At 27.1% G+C, this 26,527-nt stretch carries 31 protein-coding genes, 2 tRNA genes and 1 riboswitch; of the genes, 22 read left to right on the top strand and 11 right to left on the bottom strand.

Features of this window, described 5'->3' with window-relative positions; all coding sequences use genetic code 11:
* The first annotated feature begins 3 nt into the window (after positions 1-3).
* The 4 genes from AC5YGC_RS03260 to AC5YGC_RS03275 are packed head-to-tail and all read left to right on the top strand — an operon-like array spanning position 4 to position 4,008.
* Positions 4-936 carry a DNA polymerase III delta subunit-related protein gene (locus AC5YGC_RS03260; RefSeq protein ID WP_496140206.1) on the top strand — a complete coding sequence of 311 codons (933 nt, stop codon included), beginning with the start codon at positions 4-6 and terminating at the stop codon, positions 934-936.
* Positions 937-2,478, top strand: coding sequence for a methionine--tRNA ligase (gene metG, locus AC5YGC_RS03265; protein ID WP_496140207.1), 1,542 nt, complete (start codon positions 937-939; stop codon positions 2,476-2,478).
* The gene (locus AC5YGC_RS03270) at positions 2,471-3,235 is read left to right on the top strand and encodes a YchF/TatD family DNA exonuclease (protein WP_496140208.1); all 765 of its coding nucleotides are present in this window, start codon (positions 2,471-2,473) and stop codon (positions 3,233-3,235) included. The genes metG and AC5YGC_RS03270 overlap by 8 nt, the downstream gene beginning before the upstream one ends.
* Positions 3,235-4,008, top strand: a complete 774-nt coding sequence (locus AC5YGC_RS03275) for an MBL fold metallo-hydrolase (protein ID WP_496140209.1) — start codon at positions 3,235-3,237, stop codon at positions 4,006-4,008. The genes AC5YGC_RS03270 and AC5YGC_RS03275 overlap by 1 nt, the downstream gene beginning before the upstream one ends.
* Here AC5YGC_RS03275 and AC5YGC_RS03280 read toward each other — a convergent pair.
* From AC5YGC_RS03280 to AC5YGC_RS03290, 3 genes are read right to left on the bottom strand one after another with little or no spacing between them, the layout of a single operon-like run.
* The gene (locus tag AC5YGC_RS03280; RefSeq protein WP_496140210.1) at positions 4,003-4,515 is read right to left on the bottom strand and encodes a redoxin domain-containing protein; all 513 of its coding nucleotides are present in this window, start codon (positions 4,513-4,515) and stop codon (positions 4,003-4,005) included. The two genes, AC5YGC_RS03275 and AC5YGC_RS03280, sit on opposite strands and share 6 nt — an antisense overlap.
* Positions 4,516-4,560: 45 nt before the next feature.
* Complete coding sequence (gene nhaA / locus AC5YGC_RS03285; protein ID WP_496140211.1) at positions 4,561-5,733, bottom strand: Na+/H+ antiporter NhaA; 1,173 nt, start codon at positions 5,731-5,733, stop codon at positions 4,561-4,563.
* Between the two features lie 4 nt (positions 5,734-5,737).
* A complete protein-coding gene (locus AC5YGC_RS03290; RefSeq protein ID WP_496140212.1) occupies positions 5,738-6,250 on the bottom strand; it encodes a zinc-ribbon domain-containing protein in 513 nt (170 codons plus the stop codon).
* A 93-nt stretch (positions 6,251-6,343) separates the two neighbouring features.
* Here AC5YGC_RS03290 and AC5YGC_RS03295 point away from each other — a divergent pair.
* The 15 genes from AC5YGC_RS03295 (at position 6,344) to AC5YGC_RS03365 (ending at position 18,494) form a co-directional block, all read left to right on the top strand.
* Positions 6,344-6,420: transfer RNA gene (locus tag AC5YGC_RS03295), tRNA-Pro, on the top strand.
* Between the two features lie 101 nt (positions 6,421-6,521).
* Positions 6,522-7,115 (top strand): hypothetical protein, encoded by a 594-nt coding sequence (locus AC5YGC_RS03300; protein ID WP_496140213.1) that lies wholly within the window; start codon positions 6,522-6,524, stop codon positions 7,113-7,115.
* A gap of 28 nt (positions 7,116-7,143) precedes the next feature.
* The gene (locus AC5YGC_RS03305) at positions 7,144-7,581 is read left to right on the top strand and encodes a hypothetical protein (protein ID WP_496140214.1); all 438 of its coding nucleotides are present in this window, start codon (positions 7,144-7,146) and stop codon (positions 7,579-7,581) included.
* A 272-nt stretch (positions 7,582-7,853) separates the two neighbouring features.
* A complete protein-coding gene (locus tag AC5YGC_RS03310; protein ID WP_496140215.1) occupies positions 7,854-8,135 on the top strand; it encodes an NADH dehydrogenase ubiquinone Fe-S protein 4 in 282 nt (93 codons plus the stop codon).
* 5 nt (positions 8,136-8,140) lie between these two features.
* The gene (locus AC5YGC_RS03315; RefSeq protein ID WP_496140216.1) at positions 8,141-9,133 is read left to right on the top strand and encodes a putative transporter; all 993 of its coding nucleotides are present in this window, start codon (positions 8,141-8,143) and stop codon (positions 9,131-9,133) included.
* Positions 9,133-10,080 (top strand): class II fructose-bisphosphatase, encoded by a 948-nt coding sequence (gene glpX / locus AC5YGC_RS03320; RefSeq protein WP_496140217.1) that lies wholly within the window; start codon positions 9,133-9,135, stop codon positions 10,078-10,080. Before AC5YGC_RS03315 ends, glpX begins: the two co-directional genes overlap by 1 nt.
* Positions 10,077-11,771: a single-stranded-DNA-specific exonuclease RecJ gene (gene recJ / locus AC5YGC_RS03325; protein ID WP_496140219.1), complete on the top strand. Its 1,695-nt coding sequence runs from the start codon at positions 10,077-10,079 to the stop codon at positions 11,769-11,771. The genes glpX and recJ overlap by 4 nt, the downstream gene beginning before the upstream one ends.
* Before the next feature lie 50 nt (positions 11,772-11,821).
* Positions 11,822-11,896, top strand: a tRNA-Glu gene (locus tag AC5YGC_RS03330).
* Between the two features lie 23 nt (positions 11,897-11,919).
* The gene (locus AC5YGC_RS03335) at positions 11,920-12,153 is read left to right on the top strand and encodes a GIY-YIG nuclease family protein (protein ID WP_496140220.1); all 234 of its coding nucleotides are present in this window, start codon (positions 11,920-11,922) and stop codon (positions 12,151-12,153) included.
* Positions 12,153-14,291, top strand: a complete 2,139-nt coding sequence (locus tag AC5YGC_RS03340; RefSeq protein WP_496140221.1) for a glycosyltransferase family protein — start codon at positions 12,153-12,155, stop codon at positions 14,289-14,291. The genes AC5YGC_RS03335 and AC5YGC_RS03340 overlap by 1 nt, the downstream gene beginning before the upstream one ends.
* Positions 14,288-14,428 carry a hypothetical protein gene (locus AC5YGC_RS03345; protein ID WP_496140222.1) on the top strand — a complete coding sequence of 47 codons (141 nt, stop codon included), beginning with the start codon at positions 14,288-14,290 and terminating at the stop codon, positions 14,426-14,428. Before AC5YGC_RS03340 ends, AC5YGC_RS03345 begins: the two co-directional genes overlap by 4 nt.
* Positions 14,428-15,342 (top strand): glycosyltransferase, encoded by a 915-nt coding sequence (locus AC5YGC_RS03350; protein ID WP_496140223.1) that lies wholly within the window; start codon positions 14,428-14,430, stop codon positions 15,340-15,342. Before AC5YGC_RS03345 ends, AC5YGC_RS03350 begins: the two co-directional genes overlap by 1 nt.
* An 8-nt stretch (positions 15,343-15,350) precedes the next feature.
* Complete coding sequence (locus AC5YGC_RS03355; RefSeq protein WP_496140224.1) at positions 15,351-16,874, top strand: sugar phosphate nucleotidyltransferase; 1,524 nt, start codon at positions 15,351-15,353, stop codon at positions 16,872-16,874.
* Positions 16,875-17,243: a hypothetical protein gene (locus tag AC5YGC_RS03360; RefSeq protein ID WP_496140225.1), complete on the top strand. Its 369-nt coding sequence runs from the start codon at positions 16,875-16,877 to the stop codon at positions 17,241-17,243.
* The gene (locus tag AC5YGC_RS03365) at positions 17,244-18,494 is read left to right on the top strand and encodes a hypothetical protein (RefSeq protein ID WP_496140226.1); all 1,251 of its coding nucleotides are present in this window, start codon (positions 17,244-17,246) and stop codon (positions 18,492-18,494) included.
* 1 nt (position 18,495) lies between these two features.
* Here the strand turns inward: AC5YGC_RS03365 and AC5YGC_RS03370 are convergent, their stop codons facing one another.
* Positions 18,496-19,455: a tyrosine-type recombinase/integrase gene (locus tag AC5YGC_RS03370; protein ID WP_496140227.1), complete on the bottom strand. Its 960-nt coding sequence runs from the start codon at positions 19,453-19,455 to the stop codon at positions 18,496-18,498.
* Positions 19,456-19,535: 80 nt separating this feature from the next.
* Here AC5YGC_RS03370 and AC5YGC_RS03375 point away from each other — a divergent pair, with 80 nt between their 5' ends.
* From AC5YGC_RS03375 to AC5YGC_RS03385, 3 genes are read left to right on the top strand one after another with little or no spacing between them, the layout of a single operon-like run.
* On the top strand, positions 19,536-19,730 hold the full coding sequence (locus AC5YGC_RS03375; protein ID WP_496140228.1) for a hypothetical protein: 195 nt from the start codon (positions 19,536-19,538) through the stop codon (positions 19,728-19,730).
* 41 nt (positions 19,731-19,771) lie between these two features.
* Positions 19,772-20,209: a GNAT family N-acetyltransferase gene (locus AC5YGC_RS03380; protein ID WP_496140229.1), complete on the top strand. Its 438-nt coding sequence runs from the start codon at positions 19,772-19,774 to the stop codon at positions 20,207-20,209.
* Positions 20,190-20,468: a methylated-DNA--[protein]-cysteine S-methyltransferase gene (locus AC5YGC_RS03385; RefSeq protein WP_496140230.1), complete on the top strand. Its 279-nt coding sequence runs from the start codon at positions 20,190-20,192 to the stop codon at positions 20,466-20,468. Before AC5YGC_RS03380 ends, AC5YGC_RS03385 begins: the two co-directional genes overlap by 20 nt.
* Positions 20,469-21,066: 598 nt before the next feature.
* Here the strand turns inward: AC5YGC_RS03385 and AC5YGC_RS03390 are convergent.
* The 7 genes from AC5YGC_RS03390 to rplM are packed head-to-tail and all read right to left on the bottom strand — an operon-like array spanning position 21,067 to position 26,318.
* A complete protein-coding gene (locus AC5YGC_RS03390) occupies positions 21,067-21,915 on the bottom strand; it encodes an EamA family transporter (protein WP_496140231.1) in 849 nt (282 codons plus the stop codon).
* Between the two features lie 17 nt (positions 21,916-21,932).
* Complete coding sequence (locus AC5YGC_RS03395) at positions 21,933-22,835, bottom strand: AEC family transporter (RefSeq protein ID WP_496140232.1); 903 nt, start codon at positions 22,833-22,835, stop codon at positions 21,933-21,935.
* Positions 22,835-24,127, bottom strand: coding sequence for a homoserine dehydrogenase (locus AC5YGC_RS03400; RefSeq protein WP_496140233.1), 1,293 nt, complete (start codon positions 24,125-24,127; stop codon positions 22,835-22,837). The genes AC5YGC_RS03395 and AC5YGC_RS03400 overlap by 1 nt, the downstream gene beginning before the upstream one ends.
* Positions 24,128-24,352: a hypothetical protein gene (locus AC5YGC_RS03405; RefSeq protein WP_496140234.1), complete on the bottom strand. Its 225-nt coding sequence runs from the start codon at positions 24,350-24,352 to the stop codon at positions 24,128-24,130.
* The gene (gene argC / locus AC5YGC_RS03410) at positions 24,349-25,371 is read right to left on the bottom strand and encodes an N-acetyl-gamma-glutamyl-phosphate reductase (RefSeq protein ID WP_496140235.1); all 1,023 of its coding nucleotides are present in this window, start codon (positions 25,369-25,371) and stop codon (positions 24,349-24,351) included. Before argC ends, AC5YGC_RS03405 begins: the two co-directional genes overlap by 4 nt.
* Before the next feature lie 34 nt (positions 25,372-25,405).
* A complete protein-coding gene (rpsI, locus tag AC5YGC_RS03415; protein ID WP_496140236.1) occupies positions 25,406-25,855 on the bottom strand; it encodes a 30S ribosomal protein S9 in 450 nt (149 codons plus the stop codon).
* 1 nt (position 25,856) lies between these two features.
* Complete coding sequence (gene rplM / locus AC5YGC_RS03420) at positions 25,857-26,318, bottom strand: 50S ribosomal protein L13 (protein ID WP_415314373.1); 462 nt, start codon at positions 26,316-26,318, stop codon at positions 25,857-25,859.
* Positions 26,319-26,456: 138 nt separating this feature from the next.
* Positions 26,457-26,525: riboswitch (SAM riboswitch) on the top strand.
* Positions 26,526-26,527 lie beyond the last annotated feature (2 nt).

Genomic DNA, 26,527 nt, shown 5'->3' on the forward strand with positions numbered 1-26,527 from the left:
TTTATGAATTTAAAACCATCAGAAAATACTAAGATTTATGGTATGGAAAATTTCTTTAACGAGTTAGCTGTATTATATAAACAGAAAAAAATACCTAATAAAATTTTACTATCTGGAAAAAAAGGATTAGGAAAATCAACATTAGCCTATCATTTAATCAACTATATTTTATCCGAAAATGAGGAGTACAAATATAATTTAGAAAATTTTAGCATCAATAAGGATAATAAATCTTATAAACTTTTACAAAATAACTCACATCCTAATTTCTATTTAATAGATCTATTAACTGAAAAAAAAAGTATTGATGTGGGTCAAATACGTGAAATGATTAATTACACAAATAAATCAACATTTAATAATATGGCAAGATTTATTTTAATAGATAATGTTGAAAATCTAAATAAGAATTCTGTTAACGCACTACTTAAAATCATTGAAGAACCAAATGAAAATGTTTTTTTTATCTTAATAAATAATAGTGAAAAAAATATACTACCAACTCTTAAATCACGATGTTTAACATTTAAGATTAATTTAACATTTAATGATTCTATGAATATCTCAAACTCAATCCTTAAAAAAAATGTACTTGAATTTGTTAATTATGACTTACTAAGTTATTATAATTCTCCTGGTGAAATCATTAGTTTATTTAATTTTGCTGAAGAAAAATCAATTAATTTAAAAGATCACACTATTTCAAGCTTTATAAACTTAATAATAGAAAATAATTATTACAAGAAAAATAAACCTATTAAAGTTTTATTAATAAACTTAATTGAGCTATTCTTTTTAAAAAAATATATGATAACAAAAACAAAAATTTCATTAATTAATTTTTATTATAAATTTACAAAAAAAATTTATAATACTGAAAAATTCAATCTGGATGAGGAAAGTTTGTTTTTAGAATTTAAATCAAAGTTATTATAAATGAATAAAAATTATTATATCACTACACCAATTTACTACCCATCTGCGAAACCTCACATGGGTCATGCATACTCAAGTATTGCCGCAGATTTTTTTGCAAGATTTAAACGTATAGATGGTTTCGATGTACATTTTTTAACGGGTACTGATGAGCATGGTTTAAAAATACAAAGAGCAGCTGAGAAAAAAAATGTTGATCCTCAGGCTTTTTGTGATGAAATTAGCCAAACATTTAGAGATCTTTCAAAAACATTGAATTTATCTAATACTGATTTCATTAGAACTACTGAAGAAAGACACAAAAAAACAGTTCAACATCTATGGAATGAGCTTGAAAAAAATGACGATATTTATTTATCAAAATATTCTGGTTGGTATTCTGTTTCTGATGAAGCTTATTATAGTGATGAAGAAATTAGTGAAAAAGAAAATGTTAAAACAGCCACTTCATCTGGTTCACCGGTTGAATGGATAGAGGAAGAGTCTTATTTTTTTAGATTATCTAAGTGGCAAGATGAACTACTAAATTATTATGAAAAAAATCCAGACTTTATTGCACCAAAATCAAGAAAAAATGAAGTTGTTAGTTTTGTAAAAAGTGGTTTAAAAGACCTCTCTATAAGCCGTAAAGCATTCTCTTGGGGCATCAAAGTTCCTAATAGTTCAGATCATGTAATTTATGTTTGGCTCGATGCTCTAACTAATTATATAAGCGCTTTAAACTACCCAGATACAAGTGATGAACTGTTTAAAAAATTTTGGCCTGCATCTGTTCATTTAATAGGTAAGGATATATTAAGATTTCACTCTGTGTATTGGCCTGCATTTTTAATGGCTGCGAAAATACCTTTACCTAAGAAAGTATATGGTCATGGCTGGATTTTATCTGGTGATGAAAAGATGTCAAAATCAAAAGGAAATATTCTTGACCCCTTAGACATTATTGAAATTTATGGACTTGACCCATTAAGATATTATTTGATTAAAGAAGTTTCATTTGGAAATGATGGTAATATTTCACAAGATAGATTAGAGGATTGTATCAATAGTGATTTGGCTAATAATTATGGTAATTTATGTCAAAGAGTGACTGCATTTGCCGAGAAAAATTGCTCTTCATTAGTACCAGATAATATAAAATTTAATGATGAAGATTTAGTTATGTTAAATAAATTTACTGATAATTTAGATGTAATACGAACTGAAATTGATAATCAAAATATTAATTATTATATTAATTTCATTGTTAGTGCTTTATTTGAAGCAAATAAGTATTTTAATGATCAAGAACCTTGGAAAAAGAAAGGTGATAAAGATAGATTAAATACAATTGTTTATACATCTTTAGAAATGATTAGAAAAATTTCTTTCATGCTCTATCCAATAATCCCAAGCTCAATAGAAAAAGCCTTAAAGATTTTTAATTTAGACGTTGATGCAATTAATTTAGAATCTATTGCAAAACATGACTATCTTCTATCCGGAAAACCTATCAACAAAATAGATATTTTATTTAAAAAAATTGAAAAGAAAAATGATTGATTCTCATTGTCATTTAGATCACGAACCTTTACTTGAAAATTTAAATGAAGTTATAAAAAGGTCTAAAGAAGTTGGTATCTCAAAACTATTAACCATATGCACTACAGTAGAAAGTTTTAATAGGATCAATAAAATTATTAAAATCGATCCAATGATTTATGGAACTTTTGGCATTCATCCCCACGAGACTGAGGAAAGCCATTTAATTGATAAAAGCTATATAATAAATCAAATAAATCAAAATGAACGAATTATTGGTATTGGTGAAACAGGCTTAGATTTTTTTTATAATCATAGTAACAAAGAAAGACAAATTGATAGCTTTAAAGCCCATATAGAGGCTTCTATAGACCTTAATATGCCTATTATCATACATTCTAGAAATGCTGAGGATGAAACATATGAAATTTTAAAATCATATAAATCAGAAAAGCTTAAAATTTTAATGCATTGTTTTACAGGTTCATTAAATTTTGCAAATCAATTACTTGAATTAAATGCCTTTTTTTCGGCAAGTGGAATAATTACTTTTAAAAATAGTTTAGATCTTCAGGAAACTTTTAGAAATATTCCTTTAGATAAACTACTTGTTGAAACAGATAGTCCATTCTTGGCCCCCATACCGATGAGAGGAAAAAAAAATGAACCAAGTTTTATTAAATATACTCTAGAAAAATTATCTATTTTAAAAAGAAAGACCGATCAAGAAATGTCTGATTTAACTACTAAAAATTTTAATAAACTTTTTAATCTATAATGTCTCTTAAATTTGTCATTTTGGGTAGTGGTAGCTCAATGGGTGTGCCTAGAGCAGATGGATATTTTGGTGATTGTGATTTAAATAATAAAAAAAATTTTAGAACTAGATGTTCTGCTTTAATCAAATTTAATAATCAAAATATTTTAATAGACACATCACCTGATTTGAGATCGCAACTTCTTGAAAATAAAATTAAATCCATTAGCAAAGTATTTTATACTCATCCCCATGCTGACCAAACACATGGTATTAATGACCTTCGTCCATTTTTTTTAATAAACAAGAAACAAATTCCAATCTATGCAGATTCTAATACTAAGAAATATTTATTTTCTACTTTTAAATATTGTTTTAAATCATCTTATGGTTATCCATCAACTTTAAGTATCAATAGTCTTAAAAAACAACATCGATTTACAAATAAAAATAAAAAAATTAAAATAGAATCAATACCAGTTCAACATGGTAAAATTAAAAGCATATGCTATCTAATTAATAATAAATTAGCTTATGCAAGTGACATTAGTTTATTCTTTAAAAAAGATTACAAAAAATTAAAAAATTTAAAATACTTAATCATTGACTGTTTATGGTACCGTAATCATTCAGCACATTTTAATTTAGATCAAGTTTTGGAATTAGTTAAAATCCTTACACCTAGAAAAACTATATTAACAAATATGCATAGTGATTTAGATTATGCAAAACTTAAGAAAAGATTACCTAAAAATATCATTCCTGGTTTTGATGGTATGACTGTTGGACTATAGAATTAAATTTATTTGTTTTGTTATCTTATCTGACATTGGTGTAATAAAAGAATTGAACGTGTCCTGTATTTTTCCTTCTTTATTAATTAAAATTTTATGAAAATTCCACTTAGGAACAGTTGAGTTGCCATAATTTTTTTTTGCCCATTTATATAGTTCATGAGCATTATTACCTTTAACATCAGTTTTGTCAGTTATCGGAAATGTAATATTAAAATTAGTTTCACAAAAATCTTTAATTTCTGAATTAGTACCTGGTTCTTGCCCACCAAACTGATTTGATGGGACACCAATTACATAGAAGCCCCTGCCTTTATACTTTTCATATAGATCTTGAAGGCCTGTATATTGTTTAGTAAAGCCACACTTACTAGCAACATTTACTAAAAGTATAGTTTTTCCTTTGTATTGATTTAGATCCATGGTCTCATTATTAATATTTTTTATTGAGTGATCAAAAAAAAGCTTTTCATATTTAGCTTCAGCTTTTTCAAAAAAAGTAAACATAGATATAATTAGTAAGATTAATAAATTATTTTTATAAAACATGACTTACTTTTTTGAAGCATACAATAATATAAAATATCCAAATACTGTAGAAAGTAAAGATCCTGCAAGTACACCAATTTTTACACCATCGATATACTGTATATTTTCTGCAAAGGCTAAGTTTCCAACAAATAAACTCATTGTAAAACCAACACCTGTTAATATTGAAACTCCATATAAACTTAACCAGTTAGACTTATCAGGCATCTGAGCTACGCCAAATTTAACCGCAACGAAAGAAATCAACATTACTCCAACTTGTTTACCCACGAATAACCCTAAAAGAATACCTAATGGAACCGGTTCTAATAATGAAGTTAATGATAATCCCTCTAAAGATACACCTGCATTAGCGAATGCAAATATAGGCATTATCATAAAAGCAACATAAGGACTGATTGCATGCTCAAGTTTAATTAATAAAGAGAAATCTTTGTCTTTAATTCTATGAGGTATGGTTGATGCTAAAAGAACACCTGCTATTGTCGCGTGAATTCCAGACTTATATGTGAAGAACCACATGAAGGCACCAATTAATAAATAGGGAATAAACTTTTTAACACCAAATTTATTTAGAGTTAGTAATAAAATATATGAAATTAAGATTAAACTCAAATAACTTATGCTTAAATCGCCAGAATAGAAAAAAGCGATAATCAATATCGCACCAAGGTCATCAATAATAGCAAGAGCCGTTAAAAAAATTTTTAAAGAAATTGGAACTCTTGAACCAAGTAAAGATAAAATTCCAAGTGAAAATGCTATGTCAGTAGCAGATGGAATTGCCCAACCATTCAATGTTTCAGAATTCCCAAGGTTTATAAAAACATAAACTAGAGCAGGGACGACCATTCCTCCGACAGCACCAATTATTGGAAGTAACGCTTTTTTTAAGTTAGAAAGTTCACCTTGAATAAATTCACGTTTAATTTCCAGAGTTACAAAGAAAAAGAAAATTGCCATTAATAAATCATTAATCCAGTGATGTACGGAAAGTTTTAAACCAAAATTATTAATACCTACAAAAAGGTATTGGTTTAATGTGTCAAAATATAAATTACTAAAAATAGAATTACTTATTACAAGAGCAATAATTGCAGCAATTAATAATACAAGACCACTTGCTGCTTCTAGCTGAAAAAACCATTTAAAAGGCTTTGAAAGATTCTTGATCATAATTTTATGTTAAGTCTTTAATAAATAATGAGATATCTTTAATACTTTCATACAGATTATAAAGTATAATTTCAATATTTGGGACAATTTTCCCGATAGGATATTTAAACGTATCTACAATAATTATAAAAGCTACGAATGAAATAATTGTTACAACAAAAATATTTAATATTTTAAAGTTTTTTTGTTTTTTTGGTTTAGTATTTTCTTGTGGGCTTTCATCTACATTAATCTCAATTTTTTCTTTATTTTCTTCTTCTAAATCTACTTCAACTTCATCTTTAGGTGTATTTAATACACTTTCTTCATCATTGATCGATGAATTATTTTGGTCAAAAATATTAACATTATCAATACTAGTATTATCATTAATTGGGCTTATTTTTTTTTCAAGAACATCTTTTTTAAAAAACCACTTATGATCACAGCTAGCACACTGCAACAAACGACCCTTGTCTGGAATTAAAGTTGAGTCTATATCGAATTTTTTATTACAATTATTACAAGTAATGATCATAAATGATGTATATCTGATTCTTATAAAAAAGCCTTATTTTTGATGTTCTTTATTCTTTGAAATTATCAATATCTAATGTATTAGTACCTCAATCGGGGCGTAGCGCAGCCTGGTAGCGCATCTGGTTTGGGACCAGAGGGTCGCAGGTTCAAATCCTGCCGCCCCGACCAAATAAGTGTTGTCACACAATACTTATTTCATAAAAAGATAAAAGCGACAGTAAAAGCGACAGTGAGCAAGACAACCTTTATTTTTTTTGCTAACTTTCTTCATGGAAAAAAAATACTTACTAGTATTATTTGTTTCGTTGTTAGCTGGAATTAACTTTCCTGATTTAGATTTAGCTTTAATTTTTCTTGGACATAGATCAATAATTACTCATGGAATACTTGTTCCTTTTTTTATCTATAGATTTCTAACAAAATATTCTGACAAACCTTTCTTAAGTAAATATTTATCAAAGTTTATAACTAATAAAAAAATTAAAAATGATTTTTTAGATTATGTTTATATTGGTTTTTTAATTGGTATTGCTATTCACTTGTGTGCTGATATTTTCCCTAAAGCTTACATAGGATTTGCTCTAATCAAATTACCTTTCTGGATACCAATAGGAGCACCTCTCTCTTTTGTTTGGATGTTTGGAAATATGTTTTTTGCTCTTAAAATTGCATTTAAGAAAATTAAAGAAAAAAATGTCGACACTAAAAGTAGAAATAGATTGTTGATATATATTTTGATTGTAGGAGTTACTTACTGCGTGATAGACACAAATTTCGTCTCTAAAATAGCTTTAATGGTGATTTCTTTTCCTATTATATGGGTTTATGCAAAAAGAGGTTACAAGGTTATTAAAAAGCAATAATATATTATTAGAAATAAAATATTTTTTGATGAGATTATTAATTTTGTTATTTATCCTGATTTCTTTAAATGGCTGTGCAACTGGTCGTTACGATAAGGCTGTTGTTACAAAAATAGAGAGTAGTAGTTACAGAATAGCCTTCAGAGCTTTAAACGACAGTATGTCAAAATTAGAAAACTATATTATGGTTAAGGGTGCTGAGATTTGTTTAAATAATGGATTCAATTATTTTTCAATTCATAATAGAGAAAACAGAGTAGCCATTGACGGTAATATTGGTAGAATTATGAGATCTGAAGCTGAAGTTAAGCTTTATAATTTAAAACCAAACTCTATTGCAGGTGTATATAATTGTGTAGAGGTAATAACTAATTTAGGCTCAACGATCGACGGTAAAGATTTATCAAATAAGTTTTTAAAGAATAAACCAAAAGATAAAGAGGAGAAAAAAGATACACCTCTATAAATGACTCTAATAATTTCATAGATTTGATCTGAGTAGGGGCGGCAGGATAGAAACCTGCAACCCCATTAAAAACCACATTTTAAAATCAAAAAAAAGCGACAGTAAAGCGACAGTGTGCGATGTCTCAATTTGAGATATCACAATAAATACAACCCTTATTTAATAGGCATAAGTGACAACTAGATCTTTGCTAACAGGGGTTGAAGTGTTATATAACAACGTATCGAGGCGATATGATCACTAGTTTCAAATCCTGCCGCCCCGACCAATTTATGAAAAAAGCAAAAATTTATATTCCTACAAAAAATTCCATGCAGTCAGGCCTGAGTAAATCAGACAAATGGGTTATCAAATTTGATACTGAAAATGCTGGTGTTAACCCTCTAATGGGTTGGGAGACAAGCACCAATACTCTTTCAGAATTAAATTTAGAATTTTCAACCAAAGAACTAGCAACTGAATATGCAAAAAAAAATAAAATAGATTTTGAAATTATTGAACCACAAAAAAGAAAAGTTATTAAAAAATCATACGCTGATAACTTTCTTAAATAATCTATATGTTTAAATTTTTTACAAAAAAAAAATGGCAATTATGGTCTTGGTTAGGTTCATTTGTAATTTTATCTTCATTGTGGGTTCAAGTAAAAATTGATGTAAAAATAAATGAATGGTTTGGCGTGTTCTACGACATGATTCAAAAAGCACTTGCTAAACCCAACGCTATTACAATTGAAGAGTACTGGGAAAATTTAGCATCATTTATTACACTAGCTGGAATATATATAGCTCTTTACGTTGTAATTAGTTTTTTTACAGCTCACTTCTTGTTTAGATGGAGAACTGCAATGGTCGAATGGTATCATTCTGTTTATGATAGAGCTCGTAAGATAGAAGGTGCCTCACAAAGAGTTCAAGAAGATACAATTAAGTTTACCCGTATTATGGAATCTCTAGGTACAAGTTTTATTGAATCAGTCATGGTATTAATACAATTTACTCCAATTTTATTAGGGCTATCAGTCGGTATACCAATCTTCTTTTTTGGTGATTGGCAATATGGATTGATAACTGGTGCATTACTTTGGACATTGGGTGGTACAGCATTCTTGATAGGATTAGGATGGATATTGCGTTTAGTTGGAGTGGAATATGATCTACAAAAAAAAGAGGCTGCATACAGAAAGATATTAGTAGTAGCTGAAGATGATGGTAACGTTAGACCTAAAACAATAAATGAATTATTTGATGACGTTCGTTCAATTCACTTTTTAAGCTACACAAGGTATTTATATTTTAATATTGGTCGTATGGCTTACTTGCAAGCAAATGTATTATCTGCTTATGTTTTCTTAGCTCCAGCTATTGTAGCAGGTGTTGTAACATTAGGTGTTATGCAGCAAATTATAAGAGCTTTTGGAAGGGTTGAAGGTTCTATGCAATACCTATTGAAAGCTTGGCCTACCATTATAGAGTTGGCAAGTGTTTATAAACGTCTAAGAGAATTTGAGAGTGTAATAAATTCTACTGAAATAGCTATTCAAAAAGATTAATGTCTATTGATAAAAAATATGTTGATCAAATTATAAAAGTTTCTGAAAAGGCAGCTCTAGCATCATCTTATTTGGTTGGAAAAAAAGACAAGATTGCAGCAGATCAAGCAGCTGTTGACTCAATGAGACATGAGTTAAATAAAATAGATATGAATGGTGAAGTTGTTATTGGTGAAGGTTCACTCGATGAGGCACCTATGCTTTACACTGGTGAAAAACTTGGAAATAAAAATGGACCATATTTTGATATAGCAGTTGACCCTTTAGAAGGAACAAATTTTGCAGCAAATAATTTACCCGGCGCAACTTCAGTTATTGCTATTGCTGAAAAAGGAAATCTTTTTAATGCACCAGAAACATATATGGATAAAATTGCAACTGTACCAATTGAAAAAGGATTGGTTGATCTAGATTTTTCTTTAAAAAAAAATTTTTCAAATCTTGCAGATTTCCTAAACAAAGATATCTCATCACTCACAGCTTGTGTAATGGATAGGCCAAGACACAAAATAATAATTGATGAATTAAAACAACTAAATATTAATATTAAATTAATTACTGATGGTGATGTTCTTGGTGCATTATATGTGACTAATCCAAAATATAATGTTGATATATTTTTAGGTATAGGAGGTGGTCCAGAAGGAGTTTTGGCAGCATCAGCTCTTGATGCTTTTGACTGTCATTTTCAAGGGAGATTTATATTTGATAACGACAAAGATATTAAAGATGCAAAAAAAATGGGAATAAATGATTTAAATAAAAAATATGAATTAAATGAAATTATAAAAGGTGACTCTATATTTTGTTCAACAGGGATTACCTCAAGCGAGATGTTGAATGGTGTTGTAATAAACGATAATAAATATATAACCGAAACATTGGTTACACACAAAAGTTTAAATTTTAAAGAAACGATAAAAAGAACAAATTTTATTGAAGAATGATTTCTGTTTCAGGTAAGAAATGGGAACAAAAAAAAATTAATCAAAACTTAGTTGATAAATTAAAACAAGATTTTAATTTTAGTGACATATTATCTAGACTAATTATTTCAAGAAAATTTGAAGTTGATGAAATTGAAACAATCAATACAGATTTAGATTTAAACAACGTTTTTTTAAATAATGAAGATTTCAATCAATCTATTAAACTTGTTGTTAATTGCATTAATAACAATGAGAAAATATGCATTTTAGGTGATTATGATGTAGATGGGTCTGCTGCTACCTCATTATTTGTAAAATTTTTAAAAAGCATAAAACACTCTTTTTTTTATTATATACCTGACAGGGAAAAGGATGGTTACGGTGCCACCAAAAAATTATTCCAAAAACTGATCTTAGAAAAGCCTAGATTGATTATAATGGTTGATTGCGGTTCTACTTCTAATGAAGCAATAGATTTTTTAAATGAAAATAAAATTAAATCCCTAATCATTGATCATCATGAAATTAATAATCCATTTCCAAATGCAAACTCAATTATAAATCCTAAAAAAGATAATGGTTATAAAGAATATGATTATTTATGCGCCACATCACTTTCTTATTTTTTTTTAGATTTACTAATTAAAAAAATTAAAACTGAAATAAATATATCTGATTATTTGATATATGTTTTATTAGCTACAGTGTGTGATGTGATGCCTTTAAGAAAGCTTAACAGATTAATTGCATTAAATGCTCTTAAAAATTTTGATATAACAAAAAATTTACCTCTGAAAACTTTGTTTGAATTAAATGAAAAAAAAAACAAAATTAATATTAATGATTTAGGGTATTTAATTGGTCCTATATTGAATGCTGGCGGCAGACTGGGTAAGTCTCAATATGCTACAGAATTATTATCTTCTAATAATGATCAAGTTATCAAAGATAGGTCTAATTATTTAATCAAATTGAATAATAAAAGAAAAGAAATTGAAACTTTAGTATTAAATGAAATTGATTTTCAAAAAATTGAAAAAGAAAATAAAGAAGTAATTATTTATTATAATCCAAATATAAATGAAGGTTTAATTGGAATTATTGCAGCAAGATTAAAAGATTATTTTAATAAACCCTCCATTGTTATTACTGCGTCTAATGAATTATTAAAAGGATCGGCAAGATCAATTTATAGTTATAATATTGGTCGTGTAATTAAAAATTCACTAGATCAATGTATAATTTTAAAAGGTGGTGGTCATAATATGGCTGCAGGATTTACGCTAAATAAAGCAAACCTCAAAGATTTTGAAAATTATATATTAGAGGATTTTTTAAAATCTAATACTGTAAATAATAATATATTTACATATGAATCAGAAGTTTCACCATTAGCATTTAATCAAGATTTTTATGATAATATTAAAAAACTAGAACCATTCGGTACAGGAAACTCAGTACCAACCTTCATGTTAAGAGATTTGAGAATAATTAAGCCCATAGTATTAAATAGCAAGCATATTTCTTCAATATTAAAATCAAAAACAGGATTTTCGATTAAATCAATATCATTTAATTCTATTAATACTAAGATTGGTGAGCACTTAATGAACTTTAAAAATAACATTAATGTAATAGGTCAAATCAATGAAAATATCTGGAATAATAAAAAAACTCTTCAATTAACTATTAGAGACCTTATCTTGTAGTTTAATTACTCTTGATAAATAATCACTTTTAAAATAAAAGATCACAACACGGTCCCTTCGTCTATCGGTTAGGACAGCTGGTTTTCATCCTGCAAAGGGGGGTTCGATTCCCCCAGGGACCGCCATTAATATGTTTTATTACACATATATGCTTAAATCTATTTCACCTGGTTTTAAAAAGACCTACGTAGGATATACAAATAATCTGATTTCTAGACTGGATAAGCATAATTCAAACAAAGGTGCAAAATCAACAATGGGCTATAAATGGTTGTTAATTTATAGTAAAAAATTTAAAACAAAGAATGAAGCTATGTCATTTGAATATAAATTAAAAAAAAATCAAAAATTAAGAAAAGAAATCTTAGAAAAATCATCTTAATGAAAATTTCAATACTTTTACCATATAAAGAAAATTACTCAGATAATTATGCAGGTGCTGTATCCTTATTTATAAATGACACTACAAATTTAAGTAAATATAAAAAGAATATAACTGTATTTGGTAGTACAGATTTCAAATCTAAATTATCGAAAAACTATAAAAATATAGAATTAAATAAGAATAGTTTACTTCAAAGCCAAAGTAGATTTTATGTAAATAGATTTATTAAATTACAAAAATCTATTAAAGCAGATATTATTGAAATTCATAATAGACCGAATTATTTAAAATATATTAGGAAACTTAATTCTAAAATTGTTTTATATTTTCATAACGATCCACTAGAAATGGCTGGTTCTGAGAAAGTTAAAGACAGATTAAACTTATTGGAAATATGTGAAAAAATTATTTTTAATAGTATATGGTCTAAAAACCAATTTATAAATGGTTTAGACAACTTTTATAGTGGTAGTTCAAAGCTTGAAGTCATAAATCAATCTACCAACAAGCCAAAAATAGATTTTACAAAAAAAAATAAAGTAATAACTTTTGTTGGAAAATTAAATTCAGCAAAAGGCTATGATTTATTTGGTGGTGCAATATTAAAAATTTTAAAAAAACATAAAGATTGGAATGCGTTAGTTATTGGTGATGAACCTCGTGAAAAATTATTTTTTAAACATAAAAATCTTAATTTATTGGGTTTTCAAGAGCATAAAAAAGTTTTAAAAATACTTGAAAAAACAAGTATAGCTGTTGCTTGTTCAAGATGGGAGGAACCTTTTGGTCGTACTAGCTTAGAGGCAGCTAGTAGAGGTTGTGCTGTAATTATATCAGACCGAGGTGGTTTAAAGGAAACTATAACTGACGGTATTATAATTAAAAAAAACACAATCAATAATATTTTTAATGCAATTGATGAATTAATAAAAAATAAAAAAAAATTGTTAGATTTGCAAAAAAAATCATATGAAAATTTTTTTTTAACTAATACACATGCTTGTAAAGAAATTGATTCATATAGATCAGATATTTTAAATAATAAACTTAAAGAAAATGTCGCCAAAATATTAAAATCAAAATTAAAAATTATTCATATAACTAATTTTAATGAAAGGCATAATGGTAGATTATTTTACAATACCGGCAAAAGAATTAACAATGGTTTAGTACGTTTAGGCCATAGTGTTTTGGAGTTTAGTGATAGGGATATACTCAGTAATCATAGAAAATTGAATGATTTAAATGGTTCAAAATATTTAAATAAAAAATTACTTGCGGTAATTGGTAATTATACCCCTGACTTAATAATACTAGGTCATGCTGATTTAATTAAAATTGAAACTCTGAGAATCATTAAGAAGTTTTACCCACAAATAAAAATTTCTCAGTGGTTTTTAGACAGAATGGACTCAAGTTGGAAATTAAATAAAAATAGATTTCTTAATAAAATTGATATGATGGATGCAAGTTTTTGTACAACTGACCCAAATGTTTTAAAATTTCCTGGAAAGAAAGCTATTTATTACATTCCAAACCCTGTAGATGAATCTTTTGAAAAACTAGATAATTATAAATATAAAAATTTAAAAAATGATGTTTTTTTTGCAATGAGCCACGGTGTTCATAGGGGTGTCTTAAAGAAAGGAAAATTTGATGAACGTGAAAATTTTCTTAAAAAATTAACAGATAAATTACCAAACATAAAGTTTGATATATATGGTATTGAAGGTAATCAGCCAATATGGGCTGATAATTTTATCAAAGCGCTTTCTCAATCAAAGATTGCTTTAAATTTAAGTCAGGGTCATAGCTCTAAATACTATACTAGTGATAGATTGGCTCAATTAATTGGTAATGGATTGCTAGTATTAATTGACAAAAAAACTAAATACGGTGATTTTTTTAATAAAGATGAAATTGTTACTTATAGCGATATTAATGATTTATCAAAAAAAATTAAAAAATATTCAAATAATGACGTATTAAGACAAAAAATTGCTAAAAAGGGTAAGGATAAGTATTTTAAATTTTTCAATTCAACTATTGTTGCAGAATTTATAATAAATAAAACTTTCAATATTAATAAGAAATATTTTTGGGAAAAAAGAGCTAATACTAAAGTTTATATATGAAAAACATAATAATAGTTACAGGAGGTGCAGGTTTTATTGGATCAATTGTATCAAATAATAATGCAAAAAAAATACTTAGTTTTTCTGCAAAAGTACATATTAAAAATTATATTAAAGATTTTATAAGTAGAAGTTAATGTTTTCTATACTAATACCATCTTACAATAATTTAGAATATCTAAAAACCTGTATTAATAGTTTAAAAAAAAACTCTAAATACACTCATCAAATTATTGTGCATATTAATGAAGGTACAGATGGATCTTTAGAATACGTAAAAGAAAATAATTTTGAATATACTTATTCAGAAAAAAATATTGGTATGCCTAAAGCTCTTAATAAATCCTCTAAATTATCAAAATTTGACTATATTTTAATCTCACATGATGATTTCTATTTTTGTCCAGATTGGGACATTGAATTTGTTAAAGAATTATCTTTGTATAATCATAATAATTTTTATTTATCAGGAATCATGATTAATGCTGGACAGAATTTAGTTTTAAAAAATAGATTGGCACCGCCATTATTTGATGCAGGTTACACTGTAGAAACCTTTGATGAAAATAAACTTCTCAATAATCTAGATAAAATCAAAACTATCAACTTTCAGGGTACAACAAAATGTCCTGGTCTTGTTCATAAAGATATCTGGTTTAAAGTTGGTGGGTGGAGTGAAGAATTTTCACCTACTGGTGGAGATGATAGTGACTTTGCAATGAAATTATGGAAATTAAATATAAGGATTTTTAAAGGTTTGGGTAGATGTTCAGTTTACCATTTTGGTTCTATAACAACTAGGAAAAAAAATAAAGATCTATTTACCTACTTAGGTAATAGGGGAAATAAAATTTTTTTAAAAAAATGGAGTATTAGTATAAATTTTTTTGAAAAATTTTATTTAAAATCAGGGCTTGATAAAAATAAAATTTTAAATTTTAATGAATATGATGGACCACTTAAAGATCCAGATAAAAATATAATTTTTTATTATGAATTAATTAAAAATAAATTACAAAAAATATATTTAACTCTAATCAATTATAATTAATATCGGGTATGTTTATTAAAAATAAAAGTTATGAGGTTATAGTTCAGGCCGGAGGACGTGGTTCTAGATTAAGGCACTATACATGGAATAAACCAAAATGCTTGGTTTCCTATGAAGGAAAACCAGTTATTTTTAATTTATTTGAACAGCTTGATAAATCAAATTTTCATATAATTGCTGATTATCAAATTGATAAAATTAATAAGTATTTTTTGATTAGTCCACCTAAAGTTCCTTATAAAGTATATAAAACTAAGGAAAGTGGTACTTGCGCTGGTATTAAGAAAGTTCTTAAAAACATAGATAAAAATAAAAAAATATTAATAATATGGTCAGATTTAATTATTGATAATCTTCCCCTATTTGTGAAATCACCAACAATAGTTACAACCTCATCCTTCATGTGTAGATGGTCAATTAAAGATAATAAAATACAAGAATTAATTTCAATGAATACAGGTATCCCAGGAATTTTCTTTTTTAAAAATAAAGAAATTTTAAAAAAAATTCCAAAATCTGGAGAATTTGTTAAATGGTGCTCACAAAATCTTAAAAAATTTAGCTCCAAACAAATTAATACATTGAAAGAATTAGGAGATTTTTCAACAATAGAAGATTCATATAATAAAATTGGATATGGGAGATATTTTAATAAAATTGAAATTAAAAAAAATTTTGTATTAAAAAAAGCAATAAATAAAGATTTTAGTCATCTAATTAAAAAGGAACAACAATGGTATTCCGAGGTCTCTAAACTTAAATTCAAGGACGTGCCAAAAATTTATTCTAATAAACCTTTTAAAATGGAAAATATAAATGGAAAACATTTATTTGATTTTAAAGATTTAGATTCAAAAAAATTCTATAAAATAATTGAAAACATTTTAGATAGCCTTGATAATTTACATAAAAAAAAAATAGAACCATCTATTTTGTCTGATTTAAATGAAGTTTATGTTAATAAAACATTAAACAGATTAAGCTCAATATCAAAAATAATTCCTAACTTTTCTTCTACTGAAACTTTTACTATTAATGGAAAAAAATGTAAAAACTATTTACATCCTAATAATAAACATGTTTTTAAACAAATTAATAAAATTTTATTTAATAAAAATTTTAATTCAATACATGGAGACCCAACACTTTCGAATATACTTATAAAAAAAAATTTAAAACCTGTTTTTTTTGATCCTAGAGGTTATTTTTCAAATCAATCCAATATACTGGGTGATAAATATTACGATTATTCTAAACTTTATTACTCTTTAATTGGAAATTATGATTTATTTAATAGACGTAAATTTAAATTATACATTGATAATAATAGTATTGAAATAATGATGGATAGTATTTATCCAAAAGGTGCTGAGGGCATATTTAAGTCTTACTTTAAGAAGGACTTAGCTAAGATTGAGTTAATTCACGCTCTAATTTGGTTATCATTAAGTGGCTACGTTAAAGATGATATAGACTCAATTTTAGCAAGTTTTTATAATGGTATTTATTGGATGAACGAAGCACTAAATTAAATGAATAAAATTAAACTATCAAAAAATTTATCACATACTTGGTTTATTGATCTTGATGGTTCAATTGTAAAACACAATGGGTATATAGTTGATAAAGAAGATTCGTTATTAGATGGTGTTAGTGTTTTTTTTAGAAATATCCCCACAAAAGATATAATAATTATTACAACTAGTAGAAAAAAAAAATTCAAAAAAAAAACAATAGAATTTCTAAACAAAAATAAAATTCGCTTTAATGAAATTATGTTTGATTTGCCATACGGTGAAAGAATTCTAATAAATGATATAAAACCAAATCAGAAACTCAAAACATCTATAAGCATAAATCTTAAAAGAAATTATGGACTTTTAAAATATCAAATTAAATAAATGAAAAAAAAATTATTATTACTAGAAACAGAAATGAATGGTCCTGGTGGTCATTATTTAGATAATTTGCTTGAGTCTTTTTATTTTTTTAAGAATGATTTTGATATTTATTGTTTGTTGAATAAAAAATTTAGTTCTAAAGGAACGTTTATTCCAGATGAACTTAAAATTGATAAAATTTTAAATAGAAATAATTTTGAAAAAAAAGAAAATAAATCTCTTTATGTATGTTTTGAATTAATATCAATTTTAAAACGATTTCTTTTATCAATCATATTTATTCCTTATTTTTTATACAAAAAAAATTTATTAAATTACTTCGATGCACTATTATCTAATGGATTTATTTTGCCTCGTTATTTTTTAGAATTATTTTTTTTCCTTAAAAAAAATAATTTTTCTTCTAATGATCATGTTTTCTTTCAAACAACTAGAAATAAACATATGGCTCTAGCAAATTTCTTATCAAGAATTAAAGTTGACATTCCTAAAGTTCATTTGAGAATTTTATATACTCCTTCAGCTAAGAGAAAATTTGGTGGTTTTTATTACTTTTTAAAACAAATAAAATATTTTTTAAAGCAGAATCAAATTTTTTTATACGTATTAACTCAAAAAAATTTAGAATTATTTATTGATTTCACTAATAATAATAATGGAATTTTTAAATCTAATATTCCCTGGGTCTTTTATGATAGAGCTTTTGACAAACAATATATAACAATTGGATATATGGGAGATGCTAGAGAGAGCAGGGGTTTTAATTTATTGCCTGAGTTAATAGAAAAATTACAAAATAAATCAGATAGATTTAAATTTTTAATCCAATACTCTAAAGTAAATCCTTCTGTAAAGTCTACTAGTGATAAGCTTCACGAAATGTGTAAAACAAATCCCAATATCGAGGTCCTACAAAAATACCTTGATTATAAGGAGTTTAGAGAAACTCTTCAAATGATTGATATTATGCCAATTTTACATAGTTCGGAAGAAATTAATAATGGAAACCCCTCTACTATATATTCAAGTATAACTCATCAAATACCAATGATACTTCCTTCAAATTTAAAATATATGAAAGATGTTCTTACTCATAAGTCCTATGAAGAATCAAACAATTTAGATGATGCTATAATTAAAATAATAAAAATCAAAGATAATTACAAAGATTACTTATCAGCCGCTAAAAAAAACTCACTAATTTTAGCTAATAACTTTAGAAACGACCCACTTAGAAAAAATATTAATTGATTTAAAGTTTAATTTTATTTAGTGCATTATTTTTAAATAAATTTGCTTCTTTAATATATCTCCTTAACATTTCAGAAGATTTATGTCCTGTCATTGCCATAATATTTCTCTCTTCCACTCCCGACTCAGCTGCAGAGGTTGCAAAACCTGATCTTAAACTATGGCCAGAGTAATTTTTACTATCTATTCCAGCTAAATTTAAATACTCTTTAATAAGCAACGCTACTGTTTGGTCTGTTAACCTTTTTTCTGATAACTTTGAACCTTTAACAAACCTTCTAAACACTGGACCTGAGGCTATCTTTGATATTTCTATCCATTTTTTCAATGATACTACAGGGCAATATTGAGATCCGTTGAAATAGGGGAGTGCTTTTACAAAACCCTCACCAAACTGATCTGTTTTAGAACTCTTAATATTGATTTTTACCCCTTCTGGAACAAAATCTAGATCATCATAGTCTAATGAAACTATCTCATTTCTTCGAAATCCACCTGAAAAACCGATTAGGATTATGGATCTATCTCTAGATTTCTTAATTTCTTCCTTTTTTTGTTGATCAATAACATTAATTATTTGTTTTAAACTACTGATTAATATTGGTTTTTTACCTATTTGAATGCTACCTTTTCTTCTTTTTATACCCATAATATTTTCAATAATTGCAGGATGTTTAGTGTCTAAATAATGCCCTTTTAACTTATGAATCACACCTATTGATACTAATCTGCGTTTTAAAGTGCTAATTTTAAAGTCTTTTGTTGATAAATACGTTAAATATAAGGAAACTATTTTTGGTTCTGATGGTAAAGGTTTGAATCCGTTTTGAGTACAAAAAATTCCAAAATCTCTAAAATCTGATTTATATGCTCTTACAGTATTATCAGCCTTAGAGCTTTTTAAGTTTAATAGCGTTTCTTCTTGTAAAGCTTTTATGTCTGTTACTATATTGTTATTCATATCTATTACTATTGATAACCATTAATTATCGTTAGTAATATATTAGGTTGCTTATGTTGTCAATATGTTAAATATATAAAATGAAAAAAATATTTATTGTTATAAGTATTATTTTGTCATCCTTTGTACTTATATCAATCATAGATCATCCAACTTTAATAGCCTGGGGAATACATTCTATACCAACAAAAGACGGTTTATTTTTAGCTTTTTTGCCAATAATTTTATTTAATATAGCTGGATGGATAAGAAAAATTTTTAACAAAATCCTTTAAAATGTTAAATATCAACAATTTAAAGTTTAAAATTTAAGTAAATGATTAGGAAATTAGAGCTAAATGATAAGGAAAATTGGGCCAAATTATATAATGGTTATGCTGATTTCTATAAAGTTCCAATGAATACAGGGATTTTAGACACTATTTGGGGATGGATTCATGATGAAACTCATGATGTTAATGCTATTTGCTTTGAATTAGAGGATAAAATCGTTGGGATTGCCCATTATAGAACAATGCCAAGACCAATTAAGGGCGAATATGTTGGTTTTTTAGATGATTTATTTGTAGAGCCCGATTTTAGAGGTCAAAAAATAGCTCAAAAGCTTATTAGTCATCTAAAATCCTTATCTAAAGAAAATAATTGGAATGGAATTCGTTGGATCACCCACTCTTCTAATGAAAATGCAAAGAAATTATACGATAAAATAGGCAATAACACTGGATTTGAACTCTATGAACTTAAAGGGAACTAAGTTTCAGCTAAAAGTTTGGAATTACTTGAAGAAAATACCCAAAGGCAAAGTTAAGACCTACTTAGAAGTTGCTAAAGCCATTGGAAAACCTAAGGCATTCAGAGCTGTTGCTAATGCTGTTGGTAAAAACCCATATCCACCCAAAATACCTTGTCATAGAGTCATCAGATCAGATGGAAGCATTGGCGGATACTCGGGAAAAGGTGGAATCCATGAAAAAAGAAGATTATTGAGATCTGAGAAGGTCTTCATAAAATAGTACTTTTAACCTTAAAAAATACCAAAAACCATTGGCATTAAACACTTTATAGCTATTTGGCCATATTTTTGTCTAATTGATATAATGCATCCTTCAGTTGTACTGCAAATGGACTTTCAGCTAAAATAGGCCATCCTATGGACGTTTAAATGGCATATTCTCATATTGCATTGCTCTACTTGTCAACAATAGCAACGATTATAAAAGGACAAAAAAAGACCATTTTAAAGGGTTTTTTAACCCTCCATTCTACCATTTGAGCAATCTAATTTTTACTTAACTACCATATTAATTGAAATAAGCATTTAATATCAATGCTAAATGACGGTTGAACCTAGCTATAAATATTATATTTGATTTCCTAAAAATTTAAATTTCTCAATTCTCACTTTTTCAACTATAGAAAAAAATACTTATGCTACTTTTATTGTATTATAGTCTTATTTTAGTAACTATAATTTGACTATTTATTAAGTATTGATATATTTTATCTATAATTTTATAAATTTATAATATTACATATAAATTAATGATTTCAATAGTTTAAAATATAATATTAATGTATAATATCAGGTACTAGTAAACAAATAATACCTAATTAATTAGATTTAATATAAGATTCTCTTTTTGAAATGTAAATTCCACTCATAATAATAATGGACAAACCTAAGAATGTCCAATTATCAGGAAAGTCACTAAAGAAGTAATACCCAATAATGATATTAGTAATGATTTCAAAGTAGCTAAATGGGGCTAATTTAGAAGCATCAGCATATTTAAGGGATAATATAAGAAATAAGTGACCAATGCAGGCAAATACGCCTATAGAGACCATCATAGACCATTGTGAGGCACTTGGATTAACCCAAATAAAAGGCATTATACCTGAAACAGCTACCAATCCAACTAATCCTGTTAATAATAAGGTTAATAAAGGGTTATCTGAAGTGCTCAATTTACGTGTAATTATCAAATAGAAACCATACATTACACCTGTCCCTAATGCAGCTAGACTAGCCAAGTTTATCTCTACAAAACCTGGTCTTATAACGACTAGAGAACCAATAAACCCTATAATTACGGCAGTCCATCTTCTTATACCCACCTTCTCACCTAACAATATGGGAGAAAATGCAGTAACAATTAAGGGTGCCACAAAAGCAAGTGTTAAAGCTTTAGCTAAAGAGATAACAGATATTGCATAGAAGAAGCAAACATTTGCACAAAGCAGTATTAATCCTCTTATTATTTGTAATTTAGGCTTATCTGTCCAAACAAGCTGCTTATTATAAAAGAAGAACATTATTGGAAGTGTGAATACGACCGTGAAGAAGTACCTAGCCCACGTAATCTGTAAAACGGGCATATCGGCACTTAAATATTTAGCAAAACCATCCATAATTGGAAGCATTACCCAGGCTAAAAGGTTAAATGTGATGGCTTTCATAAGCCAATAGATACAGTTTAATTAAAGTATTTTAAAGCAAAGAATACGACCACTGGAATAGTAGCAAAAGACATAACTGTAGAGACAACAATGGTACTAGCAACGCTATCTACAATCTTTTTCGGTGAATAAATTGAAGCTAAAAGGTAATTTAAAACAGCACTAGGCATTGAACATTGAATTAACAGAACACCCGCTGCAAATCCTGATAAATCATAATATCTAATGATTAATAAAGCAACAATAGGACCTAAGACAACTCTTCCAATTGATGAAATTAAAGCTTTCTTAAAAGAAAAAACTTTAAAACGAGTTAAGGCAATTCCTAAAGACATTAGTATTAAAAAAATCGTAGCATACATTAACAAAAAAGTTGTGTTTTCTACAAAGACAGGAAGTTCTATTTTGAAGTATAGAAAAATCACTGAAATTATAATTGCATAAAATGGTGGATTTTTAAGAACAACATTAATATTGAATTTTCTATCAGCAAGAAAAATTCCTAAAGTAAAGTGACATAGAATTATTAAAGCTGAAATAGCAGCAGCAACACCTAATCCTTGAGATCCATAAGCAAACAAACATATTGGTAATCCCATATTTCCAGTATTTGGCATAATAAATGGTGGAAGCTCGCGGATGATGTCTTTAGTTTTTAAGAAGAATAAAAAGACAATTCCGATAAAAGTAAAGGCAACAATTGCAATTAAAAAATACCAAAAGTAATCTTTAAATATTTCAAAAGATATACCAGTTGAAGTTAACGCATATATAATCATTGCTGGAGTTCCAATATTAGCAGCAAAATTAGTTATGAAAGTGGTGTCAATTTTTGGATTATTTTTACCTAAATAATACCCAATACCAACAACAAAAAAAACAGGAAATAAAACCTCAAACAGTTTTAAATATATTTCCATTAATTATAAATTCTAATAAGTGTAGGATATTTAAGAATATTTTTATCTTTTTTGAAGACAGAAAGACAATTCTTAGAATTAAGCTCATTAGTTTTATGAGTAATAATAACAATAGTAGCTTTGTTATTTTTTTTATCAGGAGTTTGAATTAACCTTTTTACTGAAATTTTATACTTAGCTAATCTGTTAGTGATTGTTGATAAAACACCAGGTTTATCTTTAACTTCAAATCTCAAATATAATGAATTCACATAATTATCAACATTGTAACATTTAATTGATTTACGTTTATTGCCAGGAATACCAAATGGCTTCTTAATATTACCTCTTAAAATTGAAAGTAAATCTGATAACAAAGAAGAGGATGTAGGGCCAGGACCAGCTCCCTCCCCTTGCAATATACTCTCACCTACTGGCTTTCCTTCAAGAATAACAGCATTCATAACACCACCAACATTACCGATATATGAATTTTTACTAACTAAACACGGGTGTACAGTCTCAAAAAGTTGACCATTAATCAGCTCAGAAATACCAAGAAGCTTAATACGTAAATTTAATTGATTGGAAATTTCAATATCTTTTAATTCAATTTTCTCAATACCTTCCATTAGGCATTTATATTTTGAAATTTTAGTATTAAATGCAAGGGTAGATAAAATTCTTACTTTAGCAAATGCATCAAAGCCATTTAAATCTAATTTAGGGTTCCCTGGTTCAGCATATCCTAATTTTTGAGCTTTCTTTAATACGTTGGAAAAACTATCATTAGAATTTTCCATCTCTGAAAGAATATAGTTAGAAGTACCATTTAAAATTCCATAAACTTTAGAAATCTTGTTAGTTGCAAGACCCTCTTTAATGGTTCTTAATATTGGAATTCCACCCGCTACGGATGCTTCAAATTCTAAATTAACATTATTATCCTCAGCTAATTTTCCTAAAAAATCGCCATGTTTAGAGATGAGAGCTTTATTGGGAGTGATTACATGTATTTTATTTTTTAAGGCAGTTTCTACAACTTTTTTAGAAATCCCATCCGACATACCTATAGCTTCGAATAAAATATCTACTTTGGTTTTATTAAAAATTTCTAATGGGTTTTTAAAAAATATTTTCTTATTAACTTTAAATCTTCTCTTTTTAGAAATGCTTCTTGCTGAAACAGCTACTACATTAATCTTTTTACCCGTCTTAAGTTCAATATCTTTTTTTTTAGTGTTAAGTTCATTTAACAAATAGATACCAACTTGTCCTAGACCAACTACAGCAATGTTAATTATATTTTTCATCTATTGGTTAATATCTGGGTATTCAGTGTTATTTGAATAATCTTTAAGAAAAAGGTTAAATTCATCAAAAGTCATAGATTTATAATCACTAGTTTTTTCTAATATCTTTGATAGTTTTTTATCATCAGTAGACTTTTTTATGGGATCTTCATTCCAATAAGCAGAGTCTTTGTTTAATGAGCACGAAGTTAAAAATAATATTAAAGGTAAAAATAAGTATTTCAAATTAATCCTTTTGTTTCGTTAAAACCATATTTGATATTCATATTTTGTATTGCTTGACCTGCTCCACCTTTAATTAAATTATCAATAACAGATAAAATAATAACTCTATTTTTATACTTAGTTTTACAAATTACTATAGAGCAATTATTTGTGTTAATTACGTCGTTTGTACTTAACAATGAATTTGTTTTTAAAATTTTAACGAATCTGTTTTTTGAATATTCACTATTTAAAGTATTTTCTAATTTTTTAATACTTACACCTTTATTAAGATCTACATAAATAGTGCTAAGTATCCCTCTAAACATCGGACTTAAATGAGGTGTGAATGTAAAAGAAAATTTCTTTTTAGTGTGGTTATCAATTTCTTGTTGAATTTCAGAGTTATGTCTGTGAAAACCTACACCATAAGCACTAAGGGACTCATAAAGGTTTTTATCTTTATATTTATCATGTACTCCTCTACCAGCTCCAGAGTAACCAGATTTTGAATCTATAATAACATTATCTGATTTTATTAAATTTTTCTTAAATAAAGGAATAAGTGGTAAAAGTATAGAAGTGGGATAGCAACCTGGACAACCAATAATATTAAATTTCTTTACTATGTCACCATTGATTTCCGGTAATGAATAAATTGATTTTTTAATATTTTTGACAGATCTGTGTTTTTGTTTGTACCATTTTAGATAATCAGAAGCTTTATTAAGTCTAAAGTCTGCAGCTAAATCAATTAATACATTATGTTTTAATAAATCATTTGAAATATCTTGCGCCTCGCCATTAGGTAAAGCTGTAAAAACAAGATCTATGTTTTTTAAAAGTGCTTTATTGTATCTAATAATTTTAGGTAATTTCTTTGAATTTAGTGATTTTTCATAAGTAGAAATTTTTTTTCCAACAGAGGAATTTCCACAAAGATATTTAATCTTAATATCACTGTGTTTAACTAATAATTTAATTAATTGAACACCGATATAACCAGTAGATCCAGCAACTAAAACATTAAGCTTAGGCATTTTTATATTATAGCAGTTTAGTGTTAAAAAAGAATTATCTTTTCGAGAATTGAAAGCTTCTTCTAGCTTTTTTACGACCAGGTTTTTTTCTCTCAACTGATCTAGAATCTCTGGTATTTAGCTTTTCAGTCTTAAGTACCGCTCTATTCTCTGAATCAAATAAGATTAATGCTTTAGCAATACCATGAACCATTGCACCAGCTTGACCTGTGTGACCACCACCTGCAACGCTACATCTTACATCAAAATCTGTTGCTTGGTTTATAATTTCAAATGGTCTTGTAATTTGCATTTTGTGACTTCCACTAGTGAAATATTCATCCATAGTTCTGCCATTTACATAAATTTTACCAGTACCTTTTTTCACCCAAATTTTTGCAATAGATTTTTTTCTTCTACCAGTTGCGTACTTACTATCTTTAAAATCTAGTTTAATTTTAGGTTTTTTTGTAGATACTTTAGTTGGTGCAACTGCTGTTTCCATATTAATTTCTTATTAAATTTTTACTGTTTAATTTACCTAGATCTAAAAGCTTAGGGTTTTGTGCTGCATGAGGGTGCTCTTCACCAGCATAAATTTTTACTTTAGTTAACTGCTTTCTACCAAGAACTCCTCCAGGTAACATTCTTTTAATAGCTAATTTTAGTGTCTCATCAGGTTTGTTTTTTTCTAATAATTTTTCAGGAGTAATTTCTTTAATTCCACCAGGGTGACCAGTATGTCTGTAATATTTTTTGTCTTTAAATTTTTTTCCAGTAAATTTTGCTTGCTCAACATTTTTAACTACAACAAAATCACCGTCATCCATATGAGGTGTAAAAGTAGTTTTGTTTTTTCCTCTAACAATCATGGCTATTATAGATGCAAGTCTTCCGACTACAGCATTTTTTGCGTCAATTTCAAACCAGTTGCTAGTTAATTCACTTTGTTTTAGAAATTTTGTCATTGTGCGAGGATTAATACTATTATTAGATATAATGTCAATTTTATATTTTCCTTGTAATATCATGCTTAAATGATAGTTTGATTAAGCCGATTTGTTCCTATTGCAGGCTAGTTAATGCTAAAAAGGATTTTTACATACATTATCGGTAGGCACATTTGAACTGTATTGTACGCCTTGCATTAAGCAAAAGTACTAAAAAAGGAGTATTA

The sequence above is a fragment of the Candidatus Pelagibacter sp. uisw_138 genome (genome assembly GCF_059512485.2).